Annotated in this window: 27 protein-coding genes; 10 read left to right on the top strand and 17 right to left on the bottom strand. The window is 70.1% G+C overall.

The window, feature by feature from the left end; all coding sequences use genetic code 11:
* Nucleotides 1-2 precede the first annotated feature (2 nt).
* From TCCBUS3UF1_RS05455 to TCCBUS3UF1_RS05440, 5 genes are all read left to right on the top strand, one after another.
* On the top strand, nt 3-500 hold the full coding sequence (locus TCCBUS3UF1_RS05455; protein WP_041433779.1) for a GerMN domain-containing protein: 498 nt from the start codon (nt 3-5) through the stop codon (nt 498-500).
* Nucleotides 497-2506: an AAA family ATPase gene (locus TCCBUS3UF1_RS12330; protein WP_014515510.1), complete on the top strand. Its 2010-nt coding sequence runs from the start codon at nt 497-499 to the stop codon at nt 2504-2506. Before TCCBUS3UF1_RS05455 ends, TCCBUS3UF1_RS12330 begins: the two co-directional genes overlap by 4 nt.
* Before the next feature lie 218 nt (nt 2507-2724).
* On the top strand, nt 2725-3555 hold the full coding sequence (locus TCCBUS3UF1_RS12050) for a hypothetical protein (protein ID WP_231291418.1): 831 nt from the start codon (nt 2725-2727) through the stop codon (nt 3553-3555).
* Complete coding sequence (locus TCCBUS3UF1_RS05445) at nt 3521-3847, top strand: nucleoside triphosphate pyrophosphohydrolase family protein (protein WP_014515509.1); 327 nt, start codon at nt 3521-3523, stop codon at nt 3845-3847. The genes TCCBUS3UF1_RS12050 and TCCBUS3UF1_RS05445 overlap by 35 nt, the downstream gene beginning before the upstream one ends.
* Before the next feature lie 77 nt (nt 3848-3924).
* On the top strand, nt 3925-4575 hold the full coding sequence (locus tag TCCBUS3UF1_RS05440; protein ID WP_014515508.1) for a peroxiredoxin: 651 nt from the start codon (nt 3925-3927) through the stop codon (nt 4573-4575).
* 54 nt (nt 4576-4629) lie between these two features.
* Here TCCBUS3UF1_RS05440 and TCCBUS3UF1_RS05435 read toward each other — a convergent pair whose 3' ends face one another.
* Both TCCBUS3UF1_RS05435 and TCCBUS3UF1_RS05430 read right to left on the bottom strand, forming a co-directional pair.
* The gene (locus TCCBUS3UF1_RS05435; protein ID WP_014515507.1) at nt 4630-4878 is read right to left on the bottom strand and encodes a zf-TFIIB domain-containing protein; all 249 of its coding nucleotides are present in this window, start codon (nt 4876-4878) and stop codon (nt 4630-4632) included.
* Nucleotides 4879-5559 (bottom strand): zinc metallopeptidase, encoded by a 681-nt coding sequence (locus TCCBUS3UF1_RS05430; RefSeq protein WP_014515506.1) that lies wholly within the window; start codon nt 5557-5559, stop codon nt 4879-4881.
* A 255-nt stretch (nt 5560-5814) separates the two neighbouring features.
* Between TCCBUS3UF1_RS05430 and TCCBUS3UF1_RS05425 the strand changes: the two genes are divergently transcribed.
* Nucleotides 5815-6672, top strand: a complete 858-nt coding sequence (locus TCCBUS3UF1_RS05425) for a sulfurtransferase (RefSeq protein ID WP_014515505.1) — start codon at nt 5815-5817, stop codon at nt 6670-6672.
* Nucleotides 6673-6676: 4 nt separating this feature from the next.
* Here the strand turns inward: TCCBUS3UF1_RS05425 and sdaAA are convergent, their stop codons facing one another.
* Entirely contained in the window at nt 6677-7540 is an 864-nt protein-coding gene (gene sdaAA / locus TCCBUS3UF1_RS05420) for an L-serine ammonia-lyase, iron-sulfur-dependent, subunit alpha (protein WP_014515504.1), read from the bottom strand.
* 31 nt (nt 7541-7571) lie between these two features.
* On the opposite strand from sdaAA, the gene TCCBUS3UF1_RS05415 reads away from it, so the two are divergent.
* Nucleotides 7572-8159, top strand: a complete 588-nt coding sequence (locus TCCBUS3UF1_RS05415; RefSeq protein WP_041433778.1) for a response regulator transcription factor — start codon at nt 7572-7574, stop codon at nt 8157-8159.
* A gap of 38 nt (nt 8160-8197) precedes the next feature.
* On the opposite strand, the gene rplS is transcribed toward TCCBUS3UF1_RS05415, so the two are convergent.
* From rplS to ffh, 6 genes are read right to left on the bottom strand one after another with little or no spacing between them, the layout of a single operon-like run.
* Nucleotides 8198-8647 (bottom strand): 50S ribosomal protein L19, encoded by a 450-nt coding sequence (gene rplS, locus TCCBUS3UF1_RS05410; protein WP_014515502.1) that lies wholly within the window; start codon nt 8645-8647, stop codon nt 8198-8200.
* 56 nt (nt 8648-8703) lie between these two features.
* Nucleotides 8704-9423, bottom strand: a complete 720-nt coding sequence (gene trmD, locus TCCBUS3UF1_RS05405) for a tRNA (guanosine(37)-N1)-methyltransferase TrmD (RefSeq protein ID WP_014515501.1) — start codon at nt 9421-9423, stop codon at nt 8704-8706.
* The gene (rimM, locus tag TCCBUS3UF1_RS05400; protein ID WP_014515500.1) at nt 9424-9912 is read right to left on the bottom strand and encodes a ribosome maturation factor RimM; all 489 of its coding nucleotides are present in this window, start codon (nt 9910-9912) and stop codon (nt 9424-9426) included. It abuts the gene before it with no gap.
* Nucleotides 9913-9922: 10 nt separating this feature from the next.
* Nucleotides 9923-10141: a KH domain-containing protein gene (locus TCCBUS3UF1_RS05395; RefSeq protein WP_014515499.1), complete on the bottom strand. Its 219-nt coding sequence runs from the start codon at nt 10139-10141 to the stop codon at nt 9923-9925.
* Between the two features lie 59 nt (nt 10142-10200).
* Nucleotides 10201-10455 (bottom strand): 30S ribosomal protein S16, encoded by a 255-nt coding sequence (gene rpsP, locus TCCBUS3UF1_RS05390; RefSeq protein WP_014515498.1) that lies wholly within the window; start codon nt 10453-10455, stop codon nt 10201-10203.
* Between the two features lie 7 nt (nt 10456-10462).
* A complete protein-coding gene (gene ffh / locus TCCBUS3UF1_RS05385; RefSeq protein WP_014515497.1) occupies nt 10463-11767 on the bottom strand; it encodes a signal recognition particle protein in 1305 nt (434 codons plus the stop codon).
* Nucleotides 11768-11974: 207 nt separating this feature from the next.
* On the opposite strand from ffh, the gene mgtE reads away from it, so the two are divergent.
* Nucleotides 11975-13324: a magnesium transporter gene (mgtE, locus tag TCCBUS3UF1_RS05380; RefSeq protein WP_014515496.1), complete on the top strand. Its 1350-nt coding sequence runs from the start codon at nt 11975-11977 to the stop codon at nt 13322-13324.
* Nucleotides 13321-13722 (top strand): ADP-ribosylglycohydrolase, encoded by a 402-nt coding sequence (locus TCCBUS3UF1_RS05375; protein ID WP_155983268.1) that lies wholly within the window; start codon nt 13321-13323, stop codon nt 13720-13722. Before mgtE ends, TCCBUS3UF1_RS05375 begins: the two co-directional genes overlap by 4 nt.
* A gap of 11 nt (nt 13723-13733) precedes the next feature.
* Here TCCBUS3UF1_RS05375 and queA read toward each other — a convergent pair whose 3' ends face one another.
* From queA to TCCBUS3UF1_RS05350, 5 genes are read right to left on the bottom strand one after another with little or no spacing between them, the layout of a single operon-like run.
* Nucleotides 13734-14768 carry a tRNA preQ1(34) S-adenosylmethionine ribosyltransferase-isomerase QueA gene (gene queA, locus TCCBUS3UF1_RS05370; protein WP_014515494.1) on the bottom strand — a complete coding sequence of 345 codons (1035 nt, stop codon included), beginning with the start codon at nt 14766-14768 and terminating at the stop codon, nt 13734-13736.
* Nucleotides 14765-15304, bottom strand: a complete 540-nt coding sequence (locus tag TCCBUS3UF1_RS05365; RefSeq protein WP_014515493.1) for an NYN domain-containing protein — start codon at nt 15302-15304, stop codon at nt 14765-14767. Before TCCBUS3UF1_RS05365 ends, queA begins: the two co-directional genes overlap by 4 nt.
* Before the next feature lie 20 nt (nt 15305-15324).
* Complete coding sequence (locus TCCBUS3UF1_RS05360; protein WP_014515492.1) at nt 15325-17901, bottom strand: phosphoenolpyruvate carboxylase; 2577 nt, start codon at nt 17899-17901, stop codon at nt 15325-15327.
* Nucleotides 17898-18656 (bottom strand): TIGR00282 family metallophosphoesterase, encoded by a 759-nt coding sequence (locus tag TCCBUS3UF1_RS05355; RefSeq protein WP_014515491.1) that lies wholly within the window; start codon nt 18654-18656, stop codon nt 17898-17900. The genes TCCBUS3UF1_RS05360 and TCCBUS3UF1_RS05355 overlap by 4 nt, the downstream gene beginning before the upstream one ends.
* A gap of 56 nt (nt 18657-18712) precedes the next feature.
* Nucleotides 18713-18943 carry a hypothetical protein gene (locus tag TCCBUS3UF1_RS05350; protein WP_014515490.1) on the bottom strand — a complete coding sequence of 77 codons (231 nt, stop codon included), beginning with the start codon at nt 18941-18943 and terminating at the stop codon, nt 18713-18715.
* 22 nt (nt 18944-18965) lie between these two features.
* Between TCCBUS3UF1_RS05350 and TCCBUS3UF1_RS05345 the strand changes: the two genes are divergently transcribed.
* Nucleotides 18966-19625 (top strand): DNA repair protein RecO, encoded by a 660-nt coding sequence (locus tag TCCBUS3UF1_RS05345; RefSeq protein WP_014515489.1) that lies wholly within the window; start codon nt 18966-18968, stop codon nt 19623-19625.
* On the opposite strand, the gene greA is transcribed toward TCCBUS3UF1_RS05345, so the two are convergent.
* From greA to TCCBUS3UF1_RS05330, 3 genes are read right to left on the bottom strand one after another with little or no spacing between them, the layout of a single operon-like run.
* A complete protein-coding gene (greA, locus tag TCCBUS3UF1_RS05340) occupies nt 19620-20090 on the bottom strand; it encodes a transcription elongation factor GreA (protein WP_014515488.1) in 471 nt (156 codons plus the stop codon). The genes TCCBUS3UF1_RS05345 and greA overlap by 6 nt on opposite strands.
* A 54-nt stretch (nt 20091-20144) precedes the next feature.
* A complete protein-coding gene (locus TCCBUS3UF1_RS05335; RefSeq protein ID WP_014515487.1) occupies nt 20145-20897 on the bottom strand; it encodes an aminotransferase class IV in 753 nt (250 codons plus the stop codon).
* On the bottom strand, nt 20898-22748 hold the full coding sequence (locus tag TCCBUS3UF1_RS05330) for a chorismate-binding protein (protein WP_014515486.1): 1851 nt from the start codon (nt 22746-22748) through the stop codon (nt 20898-20900).
* Nucleotides 22749-22765: the final 17 nt, after the last annotated feature.

Genomic DNA, 22765 nt, shown 5'->3' with positions numbered 1-22765 from the left:
CCATGCGCAAAGCCCTGACCCCTTGGAACCTCTTGGGACTCTTCCTCTTCCTGGTGGGGATCCTGGCCTACTGGCAGGGCCAGGGGGGAGGCTCCCCCCACGCCCTGCCCCTGCCCCAAGGGGAGGCCACCTCCCCCAACCGCCTCCCCCTGGTCCTCTACCGCCCAGACCCCCCCAAGGGCTTCCTCAAGGAAACCCTCTCCGTGGACCTGGCCCCCGGGGAAACCCCCGAGGGGAAGGCCCTGGGGACCTGGGCCGAGGCCGTGGGAGCCCCGGCGCCCAAGGCCCTCTACCGCCTGGGCCAAGGCCTGGTGGTGGACCTTCCCGGGGACTTCGCAAGGGGGCTGGACGCCACCGGGGAGACCTTCCGCCTCTACAGCCTGGCCTACACCCTCCTGGCCACCTTCGCCCCCGCGGAGGAGGTCCGCTTCCTGGTGGAGGGGGAGGCCAAGCCCGGCCTGGCCCACCTGGACCTGAGCCAGCCCATCCGTCTGCCATGAGGGAAGCCTGGCGGATTGACCGCCTCACCCTGCAAGGGTTCAAGTCCTTCGCCGACCGGACCGTGTTGGACTTTCCCGACCCCGTCACCGGGATCATCGGGCCCAACGGCTCCGGCAAGAGCAACCTGGTGGAGGCCCTGCGCTTCGTCACCGGGGCCCGGGCCCACGAGCTGAGGGGGCAGGAGCTCCGCACCTTCCTCTTCCACGGCGGGGATGGCCGCGCGCCCCAGGGACTGGCCGAGGTGCGGCTGGAGCTCTCCCGGGGCCGGGAGCGCCTCTTGGTGGAGCGGCGGATCGAGGGGGAGCGCACCCTTTTCCGGGTAAATGGCCGCCCCACCAGCGCCAAGGCCCTGGCCCTGCACCTGGCGGGCACCGGCCTGGGCCGCGGGGGGTACGCCATCGTGGGCCAGGGGGAGATCGGGGCCCTTCTGGAGGCCCCGGAAGAGGTGCTCCTGGCCCACCTGGAGGAGGCGGCGGGGCTCAGGCCCGTGGCCGAGGCCGCCCGCACCGCCGAGGCCAGGCTGGCGGAGGCCCTGGCCCTGCTGGAGGCCCGGGAAGGGGAGCTCCGCGGCCTAAGGGCCCAGGCGGCGCGCCTCTTGGCCGAGGCGGAAAGGGCCAGGCGGGCCCGGGAACTGGACCTCCTGGCCCTGGCCCTACGGCGAAGCCTTCTCCTGGCCCGCCAGGAGGAGGTGGCGGAGGAGCGGGCCCGGGCCGAGGCCCGCCTGGTGGCCCTGGCGGAGGCGGAAGAGGCCCTTTTAGGGGAACGCCAGGCCCTCGAGGCCCGCCGCCACGCCCTGGCCCAGGAGGAAGAGGCCCTACGGCAACGCCTGGAGGCGGTGCGGCTGGCCCTCAAGGAGGGGGAGGGGCTGGAAGGGGAAAGGGCCCAGCTCCTCAAGGTCCTCCGCGCCCTGGAACGCCCCGAGCCCCCAGACCCCGGCCCCCCCGTCCCCCCGGCCCCGGAGGATTCCAAAACCCTCCGGGCCCGCCTGGCCCGGCTCAAGGAGGAGAGGCAGCGCCTGGAGGAGCAAAGGCGGCGGCTGGAGGAGGCCTGGCGGCGCCACGAGGCCGAGGCCGCCCGCTACGAGGAGCGGCTTGCCCTGTACCAAAAGGCCCTGGCCGAGCGCAAGGCCTGGGAGGAGGAGCTTGCCCTCCTCAAGCCGAAGCTGGAAGCCCTGGAGGCCGGGCTGGCCGAGCGGCGCCAAGGGGAGGCCCGCCTGCGGGAACTTAGGGCCGGGCTCCAGGCCCTCCGCCAGGAGGCGGAGCGCCTGGGGAGGCTGGTGGCCTCGGGGGCTGACCTCCAGGAGGGGCCCCGCAAGGTCCGCCACCTGCCTGGGGTCCTCGGGGTGGTGGCGGACCTGGTCCGGCCCGAGCCCGGGCTGGAGCTGGCCCTGGAGGTGGCCTTGGGGCCCCGGCTCCACTGGGTCCTCACCGAGGACGAGGAGGCGGCCAAGCGGGCCATCGCCCACCTGAAGCGGGAAGGGGGGCGGGCCACCTTCCTGCCCCTTCCCCTCCTCAACCCCCCTCCCCCCCCCAGGCCGCCAAGGGCCCCGGGGCTTTGGGGGCCCGCCTTCCGCCTGGCCCGCCTGCGCCGCCTGGGCTTGCCCGAGGAGGCTATCCTCCTGGTCCTTCTGGGGGATACCCTGGTCTTCCAAGACCTCGAGGCCGCCCTGGCCTACCGCAAGGGAGGGGGCCGGGAGCGCCTGGTGACCCTAGAGGGGGAGGTGCTGGAGCGCAACGGGGCCCTCACGGGGGGGCGGAGCCGGGGAGGGGGGGAGGTCCTCCTCCTGAGGCGGCGCCTGGAGGACCTTAGGGGCGAGGAGGCGGGACTCGAGGCCCAGGCCCAGGCCCTGGAGGCTAGCCTATCCGCCCTGCCCACCCCCCAGGCGGTGGAAGGGGTCCGGGGCCAGGTGGCAGCCCTAAAGGCCCGCCTGGCCTCCCCCCCCCGCCCCAACGCCCCCCCCAACCCCCCTCCCCTCCCCCCGAGGCCTGGGACGAGGGGAGGCTAAAGGCCCTGGAAGGGGAGCGCCAGGCCCTGGAGGAGGCCCTGGCCCAAGCGGAAGCCCACGCCCGCTGGCGGCTCCAGGCCGAGGCCCGCCAGGCCTGGCTCCATAGCCAAGAGGAAGCCAAGCGCATCCGCAAGCGGCTGGAGGAACTGGAAGCCCGCCTCCAGGCCCTCACCCCCCTGGCCCAAGAGGCCCAGAGCCTCACCGCCCGCCTGGAGGCGGTGCGGCGGGAAAGGCGGCAGGTGGAGGAGGGGGAAGCCCGGGCCCTAACCCGGCACAACGCCCTGCTGGCGGAGCGGGAAAACCTCCGCCTCCTCCTGGCCAGGCGGGAGGCCACCCTGGAGGAGCTGGCCCGGGAAGCCTCCCAGCTGCCGGAAGGGGAGCGCCTCCCCGGAACCCCGAGGAGCCTCCAGGCCCGCCTCGCCCAGGTGGAGCGGGAACGGGCCTCCTTGGGCCCGGTAAACGCCCTGGCCGAGGGGGAGCTGGCCGAGCTCCAGGAGAGGCTCAAGGCCCAGGAAGCCCTGGTGGCCGAGGCTACCGAGGCCCTGCGGCGCCTCGAGGCCGAGACCAAAGCGGTGGAACAAGCCTACGGCGAACGCTTGCGGGAAAGCTTTGCCCGTTTCCAAGCCTCCTTCCAAAGCCACGCCCAGGCCCTCCTGGGGGCCAAGGCCGAGGCCCGGCGGGAGGCTGGGGGGCTCCGCCTCCTCCTGGTGCCGGCGGGCAAGCGCACCCAGGACCTCCGCCTCCTCTCCTTGGGGGAAAAAACCCTGGGCGCCCTGGCCTTCCTCTTCGCCCTGGGGGAGCTGCAAGGGGGTCTTCCCCTGGCGGTCTTGGACGAGGTGGACGCCGCCTTGGACGAAGCCAACCTCCTCCGCTTCGCCCGCTTCCTGGCCACGGGGCGGCAGTTCATCCTGGTAACCCACCAGAAGCGCACCATGGAGGCCTGCCACGCCCTCTACGGGGTAACCGCCCAAGGGGGGGTGAGCCGGGTCTACTCCATCCGCAAGGAGGTGGTCCATGACCCTGAAGGCATACCAAGAGGAGGCCCGTAAGACCGCCCTCTACCCCGAGGCCTACCGCTTGCTCTACCCCACCCTGGGCCTGGTGGGCGAGGCGGGGGAGCTGGCCAACAAGGTGAAGAAGGTCCTGCGGGACCAGGGGGGGAACCTGACCCCAGAGGTCCGGGAGGCCTTGGTCCTGGAGCTGGGGGATGTGCTCTGGTACCTGGCCCAGGTGGCCACGGACCTGGGGGTGGGGCTGGAGGAGGTGGCCGAGCGCAACCTGGCCAAGCTCCGCGCCCGCGCCCAGCGGGGTACCTTGGGGGGCTCAGGGGATTATCGCTAGCAGTAATCGCTTGCGTTTATTACCTGTATGGGGTATATTGGCCTTTGGCCGGTCGCTTCCGGCCAGGAGGTCAAGCTATGGAAGAAACCTTCTCCCTACCTCGCCTGAACGAACCCGCCCCGGACTTCGTGGCCAAGACCACCGCCGGGGAGCTGCGGCTTTCCGACCTGAAGGGGAAGTGGGTGGTCCTCTTCAGCCACCCCGCGGACTTCACCCCCGTGTGCTCCACCGAGTTCCTGGCCTTTGCCAAGAGGCAGAAGGAGTTTGAGGAACTCGGGGTGCAGCTTTTGGGCCTTTCCATTGACTCCATCCACGCCCACCTGGCCTGGCTCCGGGACCTGGAGGAGATGTCGGGGATCACCATCAACTTCCCGGTGATCGCCGACCTGGACATGAAGGTGTCCAAGCTTTACGGGATGATCCACCCCGCCGCCAGCGAGACCGCGGCGGTGCGGGCGGTCTTCATCATTGACCCCAACGGCATCCTCCGGGGCATGCTCTACTACCCCCTCACCACCGGGCGCAACATCGACGAGATCCTGCGCTTCATCCGCGCCCTGCAGTTCACCGACCGCACCGGGCTCAACACCCCCGCGGACTGGCAGCCGGGCCAACCCGCCATCGTCAAGCCCCCCGCCACCCTGGCCGAGCTCAAGGCCGACGAGGCCAAGAAGGCGGAATACACCGAGTACCGCCGCTGGTACCTGCGCCTGAAGAGGGCAGAATAAGGCCCTAACCGCAAAGGCCCCCGGGGTATGCCCGGGGGCCTTGCCCTAGGCAAGCTAGTCAAAGAGGTCAAAGAGCTCCAGGAAGCCCTTTTTCTTCTTGTAGGGCTTACCTTCCTTGCGGTAGTAAAGCTCCCGTTCCTCCTCGTAGTCCCGCTCTACAGCCCTGGCCTCGGCCAGGAGTTTTTCCAACTCCCCCCGGTCCAGCCATACCCCCCCGCACTGGGGGCAGACATCCACGAGCACCCCCCGGCGCTCCACCTCCCGCATGCCGGCGCCGCAGCTTGGGCAGAGAAGCAGGGGCATCTACTCCTCCCTCCGGCCCATAAGCAAGGTGGCGTAGTAGAGGATGGTGGCCAGGGAGCTGGCCAGGGCCGCCACGTAGGTGAGGGCCGCCCAGGTGAGAACCTGGCGGGCAGGGGTTATCTCCTGCTGGCCCAAAAAGCCCATGCGCCGCAGGAACTCCAGGGCGCGCCGGGAAGCGTCAAACTCCACGGGCAGGGTGACGAGCTGGAAGAGGGCCACGGCCAGGTACAGGTACAGGCCCAGCTTGGCCAGGCCCAGGGCCCCCAGGAAAAGCCCCGCCAGCACCAGGATGGGGCCCAGGTTGCTCCCCAGGCTGGCGGCAGGCCAGAGGCTGGCCCGCACCCGGAGCCAGGCGTAGCCCTGGGCATCCTGGACGGCATGCCCCACCTCGTGGGCGGCCACGGCCAAGGCCGCCAGGCTGGGGGAGGCGTAGTTGGGCTCGGAGAGCCGCACCGCCTTGGCGTGGGGGTCGTAGTGGTCCGTGAGGGCCCCCGGCACAGGCTCCACCCGCACGTGGCTTAGGCCATGGGCATCCAGGATGGCCCGGGCCACCTCGGCCCCGGTGAGGCCGCGGCCATTGGCCACACGGCTATAGCGGGCAAAGGTAGCCTGAAGGCCTCCTTGGATGACCAGGCTGGCCAAAAACACCAAGCCCATGAGCGCAAGCGCGAGCAGGTCCATGGCGATTCCTCCTTACGGGAAGCAGCAAAGGATCGAGGCCACCTGTTGGTGGTCTCGCCATGCGCCTTTGAGCGCCCCAGCCGACCGGGGAGGGTTCCCGTACTGACGGCCGGCTGGCCCCTTGGAGGGGCGGCTACTCCCCGCAGGTACCTTTATAGCAGACCCCAGGCCCCCTGGCAAGGACCTTGGGCGGATTGTGTCCGGGGTTTCTTGCCTTTGACGCACTCAAGGGTATATTGAGGGCGGGAGGGACCTATGGGCTACGCACACCCCGAGGTACTGGTGAGCACGGCGTGGGTACAGGAGCACCTGGAGGACCCCCAGGTGAGGATCCTCGAGGTGAATGAGGATATCCTCCTCTACGATACCGGGCACATCCCCGGGGCGCAGAAGGTGGACTGGCAGCGGGACTTCTGGGACCCGGTGGTGCGGGACTTTGTGGACGAGGAGGGGTTCGCGGCCCTTATGGAGCGGCTTGGCATCTCCAACGAGACCACCGTGGTCCTCTACGGGGACAAGAACAACTGGTGGGCCGCCTACGCCTTCTGGTTCTTCAAGTACAACGGGCACGAGGACGTGCGCCTCATGAACGGGGGACGGCAGAAGTGGGTGGAGGAGGGCCGCCCCCTCACCACCGAGGTCCCCAGCTACCCCAAGGGGAGCTACCGGGTACCCTACCGGGACGAGTCCATCCGCGCCTACCGGGATGAGGTCCTCCAACACATCCTCAAGGTGCGGGAGGGCAAGGGGGCCCTGGTGGACGTGCGCAGCCCCGAGGAGTACCGCGGGGAACTCACCCACATGCCCAACTACCCCCAGGAAGGGGCCCTGCGGGCAGGGCACATCCCCGGGGCCAGGAACATCCCCTGGGCCAAGGCGGTGAACCCCGACGGCACCTTCAAAAGCGCCGAGGAGCTCAAGGCGCTCTATGAGCCCTTGGGCATCACCCCGGACAAGGACGTGGTGGTCTACTGCCGCATCGCCGAGCGCTCCAGCCACTCCTGGTTCGTGCTCAAGTACCTCTTGGGCTACCCCCACGTGAAGAACTACGACGGCTCCTGGACGGAATGGGGGAACCTGGTGGGGGTACCCATCGCCAAGGGGGAGGAGTAGGGGCCTAGGCCTTCTTCCCCCGTTTCAGGGCCTCTTCCGCCAGGCGCCGCCCCGTAGGGGTGTCGGCCAGGCCGCCAAGCCCGGTTTCCTTCAGCTCCAGGGGCAGGAGGCGGCCAATGCCCGCCATGGCCAGGATGACCTCGTCGGGGGGGATGACGCTGCGGATTCCCGCCAGGGCCATGGAGGCGGCGCTCACCGCGTGCACCGCGTAGAAGCCGTTCCGCATCACGCAGGGCACCTCCACAAACCCCCCCACGGGGTCACAGACCAGGCCCAGGGTGTTCTGCAGGGCCAAAGCGGCGGCGTGGGCCGCGGCCTCGGGGTTTCCGCCCAGGAGCTCCGTTACCGCCGCAGCGGCCATGGCCGCGGAGGCGCCGATCTCCGCCTGGCACCCCCCGCTGGCCCCGGCGATGTAGATCTGCCGGCTGATGATCTTGGCCACCCCCGCAGCCAGGACCAGGGGCATGAGGAGGTCCTCCTCGGGCAGGCCCAGGTGGTCCGCCACCCCCAGGAGGGCCCCCGGCAGGGTGCCGGCGCTTCCCGCCGTGGGGGCGGCCACAATGCGGCCCATGCGGGCGTTTTCCTCGTTGACCGCCATGGCGTAGGCCTGGACCCGCCTGAGCAGGGGGTCCTTTAGGGGGTCAGGGGCCTCCCAGAGGGTCTTGGCGTTTCGGCCCACCATTCCGGCCACGCTGGGGGCCTCCGAGGCCAGGCCGCGGCGGATGGAGTCCCGCATGACCCCAAGCCGCTCCCGCAGCTTGCCCAGGATCTCCTCTGGGGCAAGCCCGGTCTCCTCCACCTCCTCCCGTAGCACGTGCTCGGAGGCCCGGCCCGGAAGCTGGGCCAGGGCGTTGAGGGTCAAGGACATGCCCCCAGTATACGGGGGTATCCTGGAGGGGATGCGCCTCCTCATCGCCGACGACCACCCCCTCTTCCGCCTAGGCCTGCGGGCGGGGCTGGAGGCGGAGGGCCTCGAGGTGGTGGCCGAGGCGGGGAACGGCCTGGAGGCCCTGGAAAAGACCCTGGCCCTCCAGCCCGAGGCCGTCCTTTTGGACCTCAGGATGCCGGGGATGGACGGGTTGGAGTGCGCCAAAAGGCTGCGCCAGGCGGGCTACCGGGGGATCATCGCCTTTCTCACCACCTACCAGGAGCCCGCTCTGTTGCGGGAAGCCTGGCTGGTGGGGGCGGACGCCTACTTCTCCAAGGAGCTCTCCGCCGCGGAACTCCGAAGCCGCCTCCTCCGGGTGGCCCGGGGGGAGGAGCGCCTCCATCCCCCCTCCCTTCCCCACCTCACCCCCCGGGAGGAGGAGGTGTTGCGGCTTCTGGCCCAGGGCCTCTCCGCCAAGGGCATCGCTCGGGCCCTGGGCCTCTCCCCCGACACCGTCAAAGACTACATGGAAAATATCTACGGAAAACTGCTGGCCCGCAACCGGGTGGAGGCCCTGGAACGGGCCCGGGCCCTGGGGTTCCTGCGGGAAAAAACCTAGGGGCGGGTAAACCCGCCCCCAGGGCCTCCGCCAAAACCCTAGGCTTGGGCCTCGCCGCCCTCGGGCTGGGCCTCGGCGGCCTGGGCCGCCTCCTTGATGGCCTTGGCCCGCTCCTGGTCCTGGCCGATCCGCTTGCGGTCGGCCCGCAGCTTGCGCCGGATCTCCCGCTCGGAAAGCTGGCGGATGAAGTAGAGCTTGGCCCGGCGGGCACGGCCCCGCTGCACGATCTCCACTTTCTCAATGAGGGGGGAGTTCATGGGGAAGATGCGCTCCACCCCTACCCCATAGCTCACCTTGCGCACGGTGAAGCTGCTGTTGTAGCCGTTGCGCTTGACCTTGATGACGATGCCCTCAAAGTTCTGCACCCGGGTACGGTTGCCCTCCGTCACGCGGTAGGCCACGCGCACGGTATCCCCCGGGCGGAACTCGGGCAGGTCGGTGCGGGTGTAGCGGGATTCCACCACCTTGAGAAGCGCTCCTCGGTTCATGCCTTCCTCCTGTCCCAGAGGAACCCTTAAGGGTTCGTGGGCAAACAGCCCTTAGTCTAGTCCTCGCGGTCCAGTTCCGCAAGCCACCGGGCCTCCAGGGCCCCAAGCCTGGCCTCCCGCAAAAGCTCAGGGCGCAGCAGGAGGGTGCGCCTCAGGGCCTCTTTCCGGCGCCACAGGGCCACCTCCTGGTGGTGGCCCGAGAGGAGGACCTCGGGCACGCCAAGGCCCCGGAACACGGGGGGACGGGTGTACTGGGGGTAGTCCAGAAGCCCCCGCACGAAGGAGTCCTGGCGATGGCTTTCTGGGTCCCCGATCACCCCGGGGATGAGGCGGGCGGTGGCCTCGAGGACCGCCAAGGCCGCCACCTCCCCCCCCATGAGGACGTAGTCCCCGATGGAAAGGGTCCGGGTCACGAAAGCCTCCACCCGGGCATCCACCCCCTCGTACCGCCCGGAAAGGAGGACCAGGTGGGCCTTTTGCGACAGCTCCTCGGCCAGCCTTTGCGTGAAGGGCTCCCCCGCGGGGGAAAGGAGGATCACCTCATCCGCGGGGAGGACGGTTTCCAAGGCAGCCACGGCCACATCGGGCCGGATAACCATCCCCGCCCCCCCACCGTAGGGGGTATCGTCCACGGTGCGGTAGCGGCCCAGGCCGAAGGCCCTCAGGTCCACCACCTCCACCTGGATCAGGCCCCGCTCCCGCGCCTTTTTGAGCAGGGACTCCTCCAGCCAGGGCTGGATGAGCCCGGGGAAAAGGGTCAAGACGGTGTAGCGCATTCAGTCAAACAGGCCGGGGATGGGCTCCACGTGGATGCCCTCCTCCTCCACCCGCACGTAGGGGGCCTGGAGGGGGATAAGGCGCTCCGCCTGGTCCCGCAGGCGCTCCCCCACCCCCCGGACCACCAGCACGTCCTGGGCCCCGGCGTCCAGGATGTCCACCACCTCCCCCACCTGCCGCCCCTCCACGTAGACGGGCAGGCCCATGAGGGCGAAGTAGTAATACTGCCCCTCCTCCAGGGGGGGAAGGTCTTCCACCTGGGCGTAGACCCGAAGCCCCACCAAGGCCTCGGCTAGCTCCCGGGTGGACACCCCCGCCAGGTGGACCACCAGCTCATCCCCCACCGGGTAGAGGTCCTCCACCGCCCGCCAGCCATGCCCTTCCACGTAAACCCGCTCCAGGTGGAGCACCACCGGCTCCCCGCGGAACTTCAAGCCCCCTTGCAGGGCGTAAGGGGCACCGAAACGGCCGATCTCCACCAGGCGCATACCCTTTAGTCTAGCGCACCTCCACCCCCACCTTGCGCTTGGCGTAAGCCCGCACCAGGGTACGGATGGCCTCGATGACCCGCCCCCCTTTGCCGATGAGGCGCCCCTTATCCTCGGGCACCACCTCCACCAGGTAGACCGGCCCTTCCCGGGTGCGCCGCTCCTGCACCCGCACCGCCTCGGGGTGGTCCACCACGCTCTTGGCCAAGTATTCCACCAGGTCCTTCATGGCTCCATGCTAAGGCAAGGGGCCAGGCGGCGGGCCGCCTGGCCCCCCAAGGGGGGATCTTAGGCCTCCTGGCGGAAGACCCCCGCCTGCCGCAGGAGCCTGCGGGCGGTATCCGTGGGCTGGGCCCCCACGGAAAGCCAGTACTTGGCCCGCTCCACGTCCACCTTGAGCCAGTCGGGCGTGGTCTTGCGGGGATCGTAGTAGCCAATCTTCTCAATGTACGCCCCATCCCGCTTCTTGCGGCTGTCGGTGACCACGATGCGGTAGTGGGGGTTGTGCTTGGAGCCGAACCGGGAAAGCCTGATCTTGACCATGCGCGCACTACCTCCTAAACATTCCCATGAGTCCCCGGCCCTTGCGCTTCTCCAGGGACTTCATCAGGGCCTTGGTTTCCTCAAAGGCTTTGATGAGGCGGTTGACCTCCTGGACCGTGGTGCCGCTACCCTTGGCGATGCGCTTGCGCCGGGAACCATTGAGGATCCGGGGATCCTTGCGCTCCTCCGGGGTCATAGAGAGGACGATGGCCTCCAGGCGCTTCAGGGCCTTGTCGTCCACCTGCACCCCCTGGGGGAGGGCCTTACCCACCCCGGGGAGCAGGCCCAGGATCTCGGAGAAGGAACCCAGGCGCTTTAGGCTTTGCATCTGCCGGAGAAAATCCTCCAGGGTGAGCTCCTTGGCCGCCTTGGGGGCTTCGGCCTCGAGGCCCGCCTGCCGCACCTTTTCCGCCAGGGTGGCCACGTCCCCCATGCCCAGGATCCGCCCCGCCAGGCGGTCGGGGTAGAAGGGCTCCAGCCCCTCGGGCTTCTCGGAAACGCCGGCGAAGTAGATGGGCTTCCCCGTCACGTGCCGGGCGGAAAGGGCCGCCCCGCCCCGGGCATCCCCGTCCAGCTTGGTGAGGATCAGGCCCGTAACCCCCACGCGCTCGTCAAAGGCCCGGGCCACGGCCAAGGCTTCCTGCCCGGTCATGGCGTCCAGGACCAGAAGGACCTCGTCGGGGTTCATGGCCTCCTTGAGGCGGGCCAGCTCGGCCATGAGGGGCTCGTCGATCTGCAAGCGGCCAGCGGTGTCCACCAGGATCAGGTCCCGCACCTCCAGCCGCGCCCGCTCCTCCACCCGGCGGCGGATGGACTCCGGGCTTTCCCCGTCCATCACCTCCAGGACCGGCACCCCCACCTTCTCCCCCAGGATGCGAAGCTGCTCCCGGGCGGCGGGGCGCTGGGTGTCCGCGGCCACCAAGAGGGGCCGCCTCCCCTTGGCCTTGTAGTGGAGGGCCAGCTTGGCGGCGGTGGTGGTCTTGCCAGAACCCTGGAGCCCCACCAGGAACCAGAGGTTGCGTTCCTTCAGGGTGGGCTGGCGGGGCTCGCCCCCCAGGGCCTCCTTCAGGGCCTCGTAGACCGTGGCCAGGACCACCTCGGCGGGGGTCAGGCTTTCCAGGACCTTCTGGTCCAAGGCCCGCTCCCGCACGCCCTCCACGAAGGCACGGGCCACCTCCAGGTTGACGTCCGCGTCCATGAGGGCGCGGCGGATCTCCCGCAGGGTCCCCTTGAGGTCCTCCTCGGTGATCCGGCCCCGGCCCCGGAGCCGATCGATGGCTTCTTGCAGTCTCGCCGCCAGCTGTCCGAACATGCCCTTGGGCCCCCTAAGGCCAGGCCCCAGGATAGACCACCCCCCTTGAGCATGTCAACCTCAATTTTTCCTACATTTCTAGCGGGCAAGGTTGACGCCCTTGCAGAAGCCCTCTAGGCTGGAGAAGGTATGAGCGAGGCTCTGCCCTCGAGTCCCAAGCCCTGAAGGCCGCCACCAGGCGGCCTTCAGCAGGAAAGGAGGCCGCCTGTGGAAAAAGCCCTTTCCCCCCTGCTGCAAGCCCTGGAAGAGGGCGACACCCTGGCCCTGAAAACCCTCCTGGGGGAAGCCCACCCCCAGGACCTCCTGGCCCTTTGGGACGAGCTCAAGGGGGAGCACCGCTACGTGGTCCTCACCCTCTTGCCCAAGGACCGGGCGGCGGAGGTCTTCTCCCACCTGCCCTCGGAGGAGCAGGCCGAGTACCTGAAAACCCTGCCTCCTTGGCGGGTGCGGGAGCTTCTGGAAGAGCTCTCCCTGGACGACCTGGCGGACGCCCTGCAGGCGGTGGAGGAGGAGGACCCCGAGCTCTACCGCCGGCTGAAGGAGGCCCTGGACCCGGAAACCCGGGCCGAGGTGGAGGAGCTTACCCAGTACGAGGAGGACGAGGCGGGCGGCCTCATGACCCCGGAGTACGTGGCGGTGCGGGAAGGCATGAGCGTGGACGAGGTCCTCCGCTTCCTGCGCCGGGCCGCCCCCGACGCGGAAACCATCTACTACATCTACGTGGTGGACGAGGCGGGCCACCTCAAGGGGGTCCTCTCCCTACGGGACCTGATCGTGGCCGACCCCAGGACCAAGGTGGCCGAGATCATGAACCCCAAGGTGGTCTACGTCCGCACCGACACCGACCAGGAAGAGGTGGCCCGCCTCATGGCCGACTACGACTTCACCGTCTTGCCGGTGGTGGACGAGGAGGGGAAGCTGGCGGGCATCGTCACGGTGGACGACGTGCTGGACGTGCTGGAGGCCGAGGCCACCGAGGACATCCACCGCCTGGCCGCCGTGGACGTGCCCGACCTGGTCTACAGCCAGGCCTCCCCCGTGACCCTGTGGCTGGCCCGGGTGCGCTGGCTGGTGATCCTGATCCTCACGGGCATGGTCACCAGCTCCATCCTCCAGGGGTTTGAGCGCCTGTTGGATGCCCTGACCGCCCTGGCCTTTTACGTGCCGGTGCTTATCGGGACGGGAGGCAACACCGGCAACCAGTCGGCCACCCTCATCATCCGCGCCCTGGCCACCCGGGACCTGGACCTTAGGGACTGGCGGCGGGTCCTCTCCAAGGAAAGCGCCGTGGGCCTGCTTCTGGGCCTGACCCTGGCCCTCCTCCTCCTGGGCAAGGTGGCCCTGGACGGGCACGCCAACCTGGTACCGGTGGTGGGCCTGGCCCTTTTCCTCATCGTCCTCTTCGCCAACCTGGTGGGGGCCCTCCTCCCCTTCGCCCTTCGCCGCCTGGGGGTGGACCCCGCCCTCCTCTCCAACCCCCTGATCGCCACCCTCACCGACGTAACGGGCCTCCTCATCTACCTGAGCCTGGCCCGGTTCCTGCTGAACCTGGGATGAAGCGGCTGCGCATGGTGGTGGAATGGAGCCGGGGAAGCCCGGTGCGCTTCGCTTGGAAGGATGGGCGGCTTCTAGAGGTGGGGCGGGACCGGCCGGCCCCGGTGAACTACGGCCTTCTGCCCGGCCTCCTGAACCCGGCGGACGGGGAGGAGGTGGACGCCGTTTTCCTGGGGCCTCCCCTGCCCCCAGGCACCGAGGCCGAGGGGCTGGTGGTGGGCCTCCTCTGGCTGGCGGACGGGGACCATAAGCTCCTCCTGGCCCCCAGCCTCGAGGCCCTGGCCGGGGAAGACCTTACCCCCCTCCTGTCCTGGTTCCCCCGGGAACGGGCCCCCCGGGTGGAGGGTCCGGAAAGCGCCCAGGCCTGGTTGGAGGCCCTGCAGGAGGCCCAGGACCCCTAGCCCTGGGCCTTCTACAGGATGAGCATGGCATCCCCCAAGGAGTAAAAGCGGTAGCGCTCGGCCACGGCCAGGCGGTAAGCGGCCATGGTCTTCTCGTAGCCCAGGAAGGCCGCCACCAGCATGAGCAGGGTGGACCTGGGGAGGTGGAAGTTGGTGAAAAGGGCGTCCACGGCCCGGAAAGCGTAGGGGGGGCGGATGAAAAGGCGCGTCTCCCCCGCCCCCGGCACCACCCCCTCCCCCTCCCGGAAGGCGCTCTCCAGGGCCCGGACCACGGTGGTGCCCACGGCCACCACCCGCCGCCCCTCGGCCCGGGCCCGGTTGAGGGCCAAGGCGGTCTCCTCGGGGATCTCAAAGGGTTCGGCGTGCATCTCGTGCTTCTCCACGTCGCCTTTCACGGGGCGGAAGGTGCCGGGGCCCACGTGCAGGGTGAGGAAGCGAAGCTCCACCCCCATGGCCTTGAGGCGCTCCAGGAGCTCGGGGGTGAAGTGGAGGCCGGCGGTGGGGGCGGCCACGGAGCCCGGGCGCCTGGCGTAGACGGTCTGGTAGCGCTCCAGGGGCACCCGGGCCTTGATGTAGGGGGGCAGGGGCACCTCCCCCACCGCCTCCAGGTGGGCCATGAGGTCGCCCTGGAAGCGCAAAAGCCGCACCCCGTCGGGCTCCACCCCCACCACCTCGGCCTCGAGGTCCGCCACCGGGCGGAGGTCCTTGGGAGAGAGGAAGCGGAGCCGGGTCCCGGGAGGGGCCTTGCGGGCCGGGCCCAAAAGGGCTTCCCAGAGGCCCGGGGCCTTTTCCCGCACCAAGAGGACCTCCACCTTGCCCCCCGTGGGCCTTTGCCCCAGGAGCCGGGCCGGGATCACCTTGCTCTCGTTGAAGACCAGCACGTCCCCCGGGCGCAGGAAAAGGGGCAGGTCCCGCACCCGGGCGTGCTGGGCCCGAAAAGGGCCCTCCCGGTGGACCACCATGAGCCGGGCCAGGTCCCGGGGCTCCACTCCCTCCTGGGCGATGAGCTCCGGGGGCAGGGGGTAATCGTAGGCTTCCAGGCTCATCGCTCCCCGCCCTTGGGCTCCATGAAGGGGTTGGGGATCTCCGGCAGGTGAACGAAGCGGTCCACGGCGTCGATGAGCTTCTGGGAGGTGGTCTCCCGGAAGGCCACCACCTCCACCCGGATCCCCCGCTCCATGAGGACCTCGAGGATCTCCACGAAATCCCCGTCCCCGCTTCCCAGCACCACCACGTCCAGGTAGGGCATGAGGCGCACCATGTCCGCGGCGATGCCCATATCCCAGTTCCCCTCGTAGATGGGCCTCCCCCCCTCCCCCAGCTCCTTCACCGTGAGATACATGCGCCGCACCCGGTAACCGATGGTGGAGAGCTTGTAGATGAAAGGCCAGGCGGAGGTGTCCCCCTCCTTCTCCACCACGTAGGCCGTGGCCCGCACCAGGCGCCTTCCCCCCACGGCGAAGCGCAGGAGGCTTTCAAAGTTCACGTTGCGCTCGTAGTAGTCCCGGGCGGAGTGGTAAAGGTTCTGGGTGTCCACGAACACCCCCACCCGCTGGTCTTGGTGGTGGCCAAGGGGCTCCATCGGCCCCATCATACCGGGGCCTAGCCCGCGTTCCTCAGGCCGGCGGCTACCCCCAAGAGGGAGAGGAGGAGGGCCTTGCGCACCCCCTCGTCCTCCCGGCCCCCCGGGGCGCGGTAGCGGGCGAGGAGTTCCACCTGGACGAAGTTGATGGGGTCCACGTAGGGGTTACGCAGGGCGATCTGCCGCTCCAGGGTGCGCTGGTTGTGGAGAAGGGGGGCCTCAAAGATGGCCTCCAAGAGGGCCACCGTCTTGCGGTACTCCTCGGCCAGATGGTGGAAGAAGGGGTGAAGGGCCTCGGGCACCAGGCGCAGGTAAAGCCGGGCCACCCCCAGGTCGGCCTTGGCCAGGGCCATGGCCGCGCTCTCCAGGGTGGTGGCGAAGAAGGGCCAGCCCCGGTACATCCCCCTTAGCAGGGAAAGCGGCAGGCCCTCCAGGGCGGAAAGGCCATACCAACCGGGCAAGAGGAGGCGCACCTGGGTCCAGGCCATGACCCAGGGGATGGCCCGGAGGTCCCGGATCTCCCGCACCCGGCCATGGCGGTAGACGGGACGGCTGGCGATGGGCAGCTCCCCGATCTCGCGGATGGGGGTGAAGGCCTCAAAGAAGGGGAAAAAGCCCTCCTGGCCCAGGAGGGCCCTGTAGCGGCCCATGCTCTCCTCCGCTGCCCCCCTTAGGGCCTCCCGCCAGGCGGGCTCAGGCTCCCGCCCTTCCCCCAAGGCGGCCTGGGCAAAGTGGAAGAGGAGCTGCTCCAGGTGGCGCACCGCCAGGTCGGGGTGGGCATAGCGGTCGGCCAGGGCCTCCCCCTGCTCCGTGAGGCGCAGGCGGTGGCCCACGCTCCTGGGGGGAAGGCTGGCGATGGCCCGCCCCGCAGGCCCCCCGCCCCGGGCGGTGGAGGTCCCCCGGCCGTGGAAGAAGAAGACGGGAAGCCCCGCTTCCCGCCCCACCTGGGCCAGGGCCTCCTGGGCCTCGTATAGGGCCAGGTTGGCCGCCAGGAAGCCCGCATCCTTGTTGGAGTCGGAGTAGCCGATCATGACCTCCACCCCGCCCCTTCCCTGGGCGTGGGTGCGGAACACCGGGTTGCCAAGGAGGCGGCGGAGGACCTCTGGGGCCCGGTGCAGGTCCTCAAGGGTTTCAAAAAGGGGCACCACGTCCAAGGGCAAGGGCCTTCCCGGACGGTACAGGCCCACCTCCCGGGCCAGGAGGAAGACCGCCAAGAGGTCGGCGGGGTGGTGGGTCATGGAAACCACGTGGGCCCCCTTGTCCCGCCAGGCCCGCATGGACCCCAGGGCCACCCGCAGGGCCTCCCCTTGGGGCTCCTCCCCCACGGGAAGGAGCGGCCTTGCGCTCCCCAGCTCCTCGGTGAGGAGGGCCTCCTGGGCCTCAGGGGGAAGGGAGAGGAGGTCGGGGTGGACCCCACCCGCGCGCAGGAGCTCCGCCGCCGCCTCCAGGAGCTTGGCGGACTCCTCCCTCAGGTCCAAGGGGGCAAGCTCCAGGCCGAAGGCGGTCAGGCGGGCCTCGAGGGGCCGGAGGAAGGCCCGGGCCACGGGACCAAGCCCCACCCCCTCCAGCCCCCCCTCGGCCAGGCGCACGGCCCGCAAAAGCCCTTCCGTGGTGAGCTCCTCCCGCTCCAGGCGCCCGTAAAGGCCGGCGAAGAAGCGGCGGTAGGCCTCCCCGGGGAAGCGCTCCACCCCCTCCCCCCCGGAGCGCACCTCCCGCGGGACGGGGACCCGGGCCTCGGCGAGGGAAAGGTCCCGCACCAGGGCCTCCAGCTCCTGCAAAAACCGCTCGCGGGCCACCTGGCGGGCGTAGCGGGCGGCGAAGGCCGTCACCTCCGGGGTGACGAAGGGGTTCCCGTCCCGGTCCCCCCCGATCCAGCTGCGGAAGCGGACCGGGCTCCGGAGGCGGGGACGCCGGCCATAGACCCGTTCCAGGGCCGCCTCGAGGCCCGCCACCACCCGGGGGATGGCCCGCCAAAGGGTGGTGGGCAGGTAGTAAAGCCCCCCCTTGATCTCGTCCTCCACCGAGGGGCGGGCCTTGCGCACCTCCTCGGTGGCATAGAGCAGGGCCACCCGGGCCAGGAGGCGCTCCTTCTCCCCCGCTTCCAGCTCCTCCCCCAGGCGCTCCAGGTGGTGGCGCAGGGTGCGCCGCCGGGTCTCCGTGGGGTGGGCGGTAAAGGTGAGGTGAAGCTCCAGGCGGTTCAGGTGGGCCTCCGCCTCCTCCAGGGAAAGCCCCCGCTCCTTCAGGGCCTTGGCCAGGGCCAAAAAGCCCTCGGGTCTGGGGTTTTCCAGGGTTTCCGCCTCCGCCCGCAGGCGGTTCACCCGCACCCGGTGCCGCTCCTCCGCCAGGTTCACCAGGTGGAAGTAGTGGGTGAAGGCCCGCACCAGGGCCTCGGCCTCGGCCAGGGAAAGGCCCTCCACCCTTCGGCCCAGGGCCTCCCCCGCCCCCTCCTCCCCCTGCCGGCGGGCCTTGGCCAGATGGCGCACCTCCTCCACCAGGGCGAGGATCCGCTCCCCGGAAACGGCCCGGATGGCCTCCCCCAGGAGGCGGCCCAGGAGGTCCACCTCGGCCCTGAGGCGGTCAAAGGGCTCCGGGGTCAAGGCTCCTCCCAGACGTAGGGGCTGAGGGAAAGGGGCTTCCCCCCCTCAAAGAAGAGCTCCGTGGCGTGGAACCGGGCCCGGCCCTGGGCGGCGCGGAAGGGCTGGGGACGGCCCGTGAGGAAGCGGGCCAAAAAGGTCTCCACCTCCCCGCCGATGATGGACTGGTAGGTGCCCGTCATGCCCACGTCGGTCTGGTAGAGGGTGCCCTTGGGCAGCCGCATGGCGTCCAGGGTGGGCACGTGGGTGTGGGTGCCCAGGACGGCGGAAACCCGCCCGTCCAGGTAATGGGCCAGGGCCATCTTCTCGCTGGTGGCCTCGGCGTGGACCTCCACCAGAACGTAATCCGCCTCCTCCTGGGCCAGGAGGGCGTCCAGGGCGCGGAAGGGGTCGTCCAGGGGGTCCATGAAGACCCGTCCCATCACCTGGACGAAGAGGAGGCTCTCCTTCCCCACGGGAAGCCGCCACCAGCCCCGGCCCGGGGTCCCAGGGGGATAGTTGAGGGCCCGCACCACGGGCTCCCGCTCCAAAAGCTCGTACACCTCCTTGTGGTCCCAGGCGTGGTTGCCCAGGGAGACGAGGTCCACCCCTGCCTCCCGCAAGAGGCGGTAGGCGCGACGGTCCAGGCCCTTGCCCTTGGCGGCGTTCTCCCCGTTGGCGATGACCAGGTCGTAGCGGTCGCGGATGTCGGGCAGGTGCAGGCTCACCGCCCGCAGGCCAGGCTCGGCCATCACGTCCCCAATGAAGAGAACCCGCATGGGGGCATTATACGGAGCCGGGGGGCCTGCAGGCCCCCCGGGGTACGGCAGCGGGGCTAGGCGTTCCGCCGCTGCAGGTAGTAGACCACCCCATAGCCGATGCCCGCCAGGATGAGGAGGGGGATGGCGTAGGTGAGGAGGGTCCAGATGAGCCCCGAAAGGGCCAGGAGGACCCGGCCCAGGAAGGTGAAGACCCAGCCGCCCACCCATAGGGCCAGGAGCACCCCCACCACCACCAAGAGGCCCAGGACCACCCACTCCAGGATGTCGCGCAGGGTCCGTTCCATGCCCTAAGCATACACTGGAAAGGTGGAGCGCTACCGGCTAGAGGAGGGGCTGGTGGTGGGGCGGAAGGCCCTTCCCCAAGGCGACCTCCTCCTGCGCTTCGTCACGCCCAAGGGGAGCCTCGAGGCCCTGGCGAAAAAGGGCCTTAGGCCCACGGGGCGCTCGGGGCGGCTTTCCCTCTTCCACCACGTCCGCTTCCAGGTTTACGCCAAGGGCGAGGGCCTGCCCACCCTGACCCAGGCGGAGCTGGTGGGCCGCCTCCACGGCCTGGAAGAACCCCGGCGCTTCCTCCTGGCCTCCTTCCTGGCCGAGCTGGCCTACCGCCTGGCCTCCCCCGAGGCCGCCCCTAGGCTCTACCCCGTCCTGGTCTCGGGCCTGCGGGGCATCGCCAAGCACCCCGAGCCCCTCCTTCCCCTGGTCTGGGCGGGCTGGCGGGTGGTGAAGGCCGGGGGCCTGGCCCCAAGCCTCCTGGGGCCGGGCCTCCACCTCCAGGGGGGGCGGCTGGGGGAGGAAGGGGTTTACCTGGGGGAGAAGGGGGTGGAGGCCCTAAGGGCCATCCTCCACCTCCCCGGGGGGGAGGCCCTGGCCTACCTGGAAGAAGCCCCCCTGGAAAGGCTCTTCCTGGCCCTGAAGGGCCACGCGGAGGAAGCCCTTGGCCCCTTGCGCAGCGCCCTAGCCCTATAGGGGCTTGATCTCCAGGATGGTGTAAACCTGGGCCCCCTTCTTGCCCCGGATCTCCACCACGTCCCCCACCTTCTTGCCCAACAGGGCCTGGCCCAGGGGGGACTCGTCGGAGATCTTGCCGCTGAAGATGTCCGCCTCGTGGCTGCCCACGATGGCCAGGGAAAGCCTCTCCCCCGCCTCGGTTTCCAGCTCCACCTGGCAGCCCAAGGCCACCTGCTCGTAGGTGCCGTTCCCCTCCACCACCACCGCCCGGCTCAGGAGGTCCTCCAGCTGGGCGATGCGGGCCTCGTTCTGCCACATGGCCCGCCGGGCCTCGTCGTAGCCGGCGTTCTCCCGCAGATCCCCCTCCTCCAGGGCCTGCTCAAAGTCGGCGGAGATCTCCTGCCGCTTGGTGGTTTTCAGGTGATGCAGCTCCTCCTGAAGGCGCCGATAGCCTTCCGGGGTGAGGTAGACCGGCTTTTTCATCCTTGCCTCCGCGTAAAAAGGGGACCAGCCCAAGGGCTTGGGCTGGAGGTACCGCTATTCAGTATAGCAGGGGGGGCGAAAAGCCTCTAGGAGGGGAAGGAGCTCCGGGGGCGCGGGGCCTGCGGGCAATAGCCCCACCCCGCTTCCCGCCAGGAGGAGGAGGCCCTGGAGGGCCTTGGGGCGCAGGCGGGCCCGCACCACCTTCAGGCCCAGCTCCCGGGCAGCCGCCGCCGCCTTCTCCCGGGTGAGGCCCTCGAGGCCCCCCTCCAGGAGGTACAGCACCCCTTCCCGGTAGAGGAGGGGGCTGGTGCGGCTCCCGTCCACCACGTACCCCCAGGGGTCCAGGAGAAGCCCCTCAAAGGCCCCCCGGGCCTCGGCCTCCTTCAGGGCCAGGCGGTAGGGCAGGTAGTTGCCCGTCTTGTAGCGGGCCAGGTCAGGGTGGACGCGGAAGGCGGTGAGGTGGACCCGCACCCCCTGGCGGTAGGCGGAAGGGGGCGGAGGGGTGTAGGGCCTGGCCTCGGAAAGCCAGACCCCTTCCCCCACGGTGAAGCGGAGGCGGAGGCAAGGGGCCTGGGGCAGGGCGGCGAGGAGGAACTCCAGGTCCCGCAAAAAGGCCCCATCCCCCGGGTAGGGAAGGCCTAGGGCCTCGGCGTGGCGGCGCAGCCGGCCCAGGTGGTCCTCAAGCCAAAGGGGCTTCCCTCCCTCGGCCCGCAGGGTGGTGAAGACGCTTTGCCCATGGTAGAGGAAGCCCTCAGGAAGCCCTTCGGAAAAGGGCTCTCCCTTGCGCAACACCCAACGCCCAGCCACCTACCCCACCTCCAGGAAGCGGGCCAGAAGCTCCATCCCCCAGGGGGAGAGGATGCTTTCCGGGTGGAACTGCACCCCAAAGGCCACCTTCCCGTCCCACAGGGCCATGGGTACCCCCTCCCCCGTCCAGGCCAGAAGCCGAAGGGAGGGGGGGAGGCCCCTCAGGGCCAGGGAGTGGTAGCGGGCGAAGGGAAGGGGGTTGGGAAACCCCTGGAAAAGGGCTTCTCCCCCGTGGAAGACGGGGTGGGCCTCCCCGTGCACCGGGGCCTCCCGGTAAAGCTCCGCCCCCAGGGCCACCCCCAGGGCCTGGTGGCCCAGGCAGACCCCCAGGAAGGGGATGCCCTCCCGCAGGGCCTCTTCCGTCCACTCCAGGACCCGGCCCGCCCCGTAGGGGTCTTTAGGGCCTGGGCCCACCAGGAGGTGGGTGAAGCCGGCGAAGCGGGGGGCCTCCTCCTGGTCGGCCACCTCCACCTCGGCCCCCAGGGCCTTCAGGTAGTCCACCAGGTTGTAGCTGAAGGAGTCGCGGTTTTCCAGGAAGAGGACCCGGGCCCGCCGCCGCCTGGGGGGCGGGGGCGGGGTCCAGGAGGCCGTGGGCCTTGGGGGAAGGGGTTTTTGCCCGGGCCTCCCCCGCTCCAGGGCCAGGAGGAGGCTTTCCGCCTTGTGGAGGGTTTCCCGGTACTCCGCCTGGGCCTCGGAGGCGATCACCACCCCCGCCCCGGCGGAGAAGAGCACCTCCTCCCCCACCCGCTGGAAGGAGCGGATGAGGATGTTGAAGTCCGCCCCCTGGCCGGAAACGTACCCCAGGCTCCCCGTGTAGGCCCCCCGGGGGACGGGCTCCAGGTCGCGGATGGCCTCCATCACCGTCCCCTTGGGGGCCCCGGTGATGGTGCCTCCGGGGAAGAGGCTGCGGAAGACCTCCCCCAAGGAGGCCCGGGTATAGCCCTCCACCTCGGAGACCAGGTGCATCACGTGGGCGTAGCGCTCCACGGTGAAAAGCTCCCGCACCCGCACCGTGCCCGGAAGGGCCACCCGGGCCAGATCGTTGCGCAGGAGGTCCACCAGCATGGCGTGCTCCGCCCGCTCCTTGGGAGAGGCCAGAAGCTCCTCCTCCAGGGCCAGGTCCTCCGCCTCGCTCCCCCCCCGGGGCCGGGTGCCGGCGATGGGCCGGGCCCGGACCCGGGGGCCCACCTTCTGGAAAAGCCTTTCCGGGCTCCCAGAGACCACCGCCCAGCCCTCCCCCTCCAGAAGGCCCATGAAGGGGGAGGGGTTCAGGGACCGCAGGCGGGCGTAGAGGAGGAGGGGGTCCACGGGGCCCAGGAGGCGGAAGCGGTGGGAGAGGTTCACCTGGTAGACCACCCCGGCCCGGATCCTCTCCCGCACCTCCTCCACCCCGCGCACGAAGGCCTCTTGGGGGAAGTCGGAAACCAAGGGGTGCCGGGGGAGGGGGCCGGGGCGGTAGGCCAGGGGGGCCAGGGGAAGGCTAGGCCCCTGGACCAGGTGGCCCTCCAGAAGGGCGAACCCCTCGGGGTAGTAGAAGAAGGCCGCCTCGGGCAGGCCGGGAAGAGGAGGGTGGGTGGCCAGGCCCAGGTGGCGGGCGAACTCGTAGGCGAAAAACCCCATCCAGGCGGGGAAAAACCCCCTCCCCAGGCCCCTTTCCAGGTAGCTGAAGAGGTCCAAGGCCTCCCCCACCCGCCGGCCATCCAGGTAGAGCCTGCCCTCCCAGACCTCGAGGCGGTGCCGGGGGCGCACCCCGAGGAGGGAAAGCCGGGAAAAGGGGGTCCTGGGCCCCAAGGACTCCAGGAGGGCCGGGCGAAGCCCCCGGGTGCGGGCCGCATGGTAAAGCCCCAGCACGGCCCCAAGTATACCCG

The organism is Thermus sp. CCB_US3_UF1, assembly GCF_000236585.1.
Lineage (GTDB): Bacteria > Deinococcota > Deinococci > Deinococcales > Thermaceae > Thermus.
The sequence above is the reverse complement of the archived record's forward strand: the minus strand, read 5'-3'. Positions and strand labels throughout refer to the sequence as shown.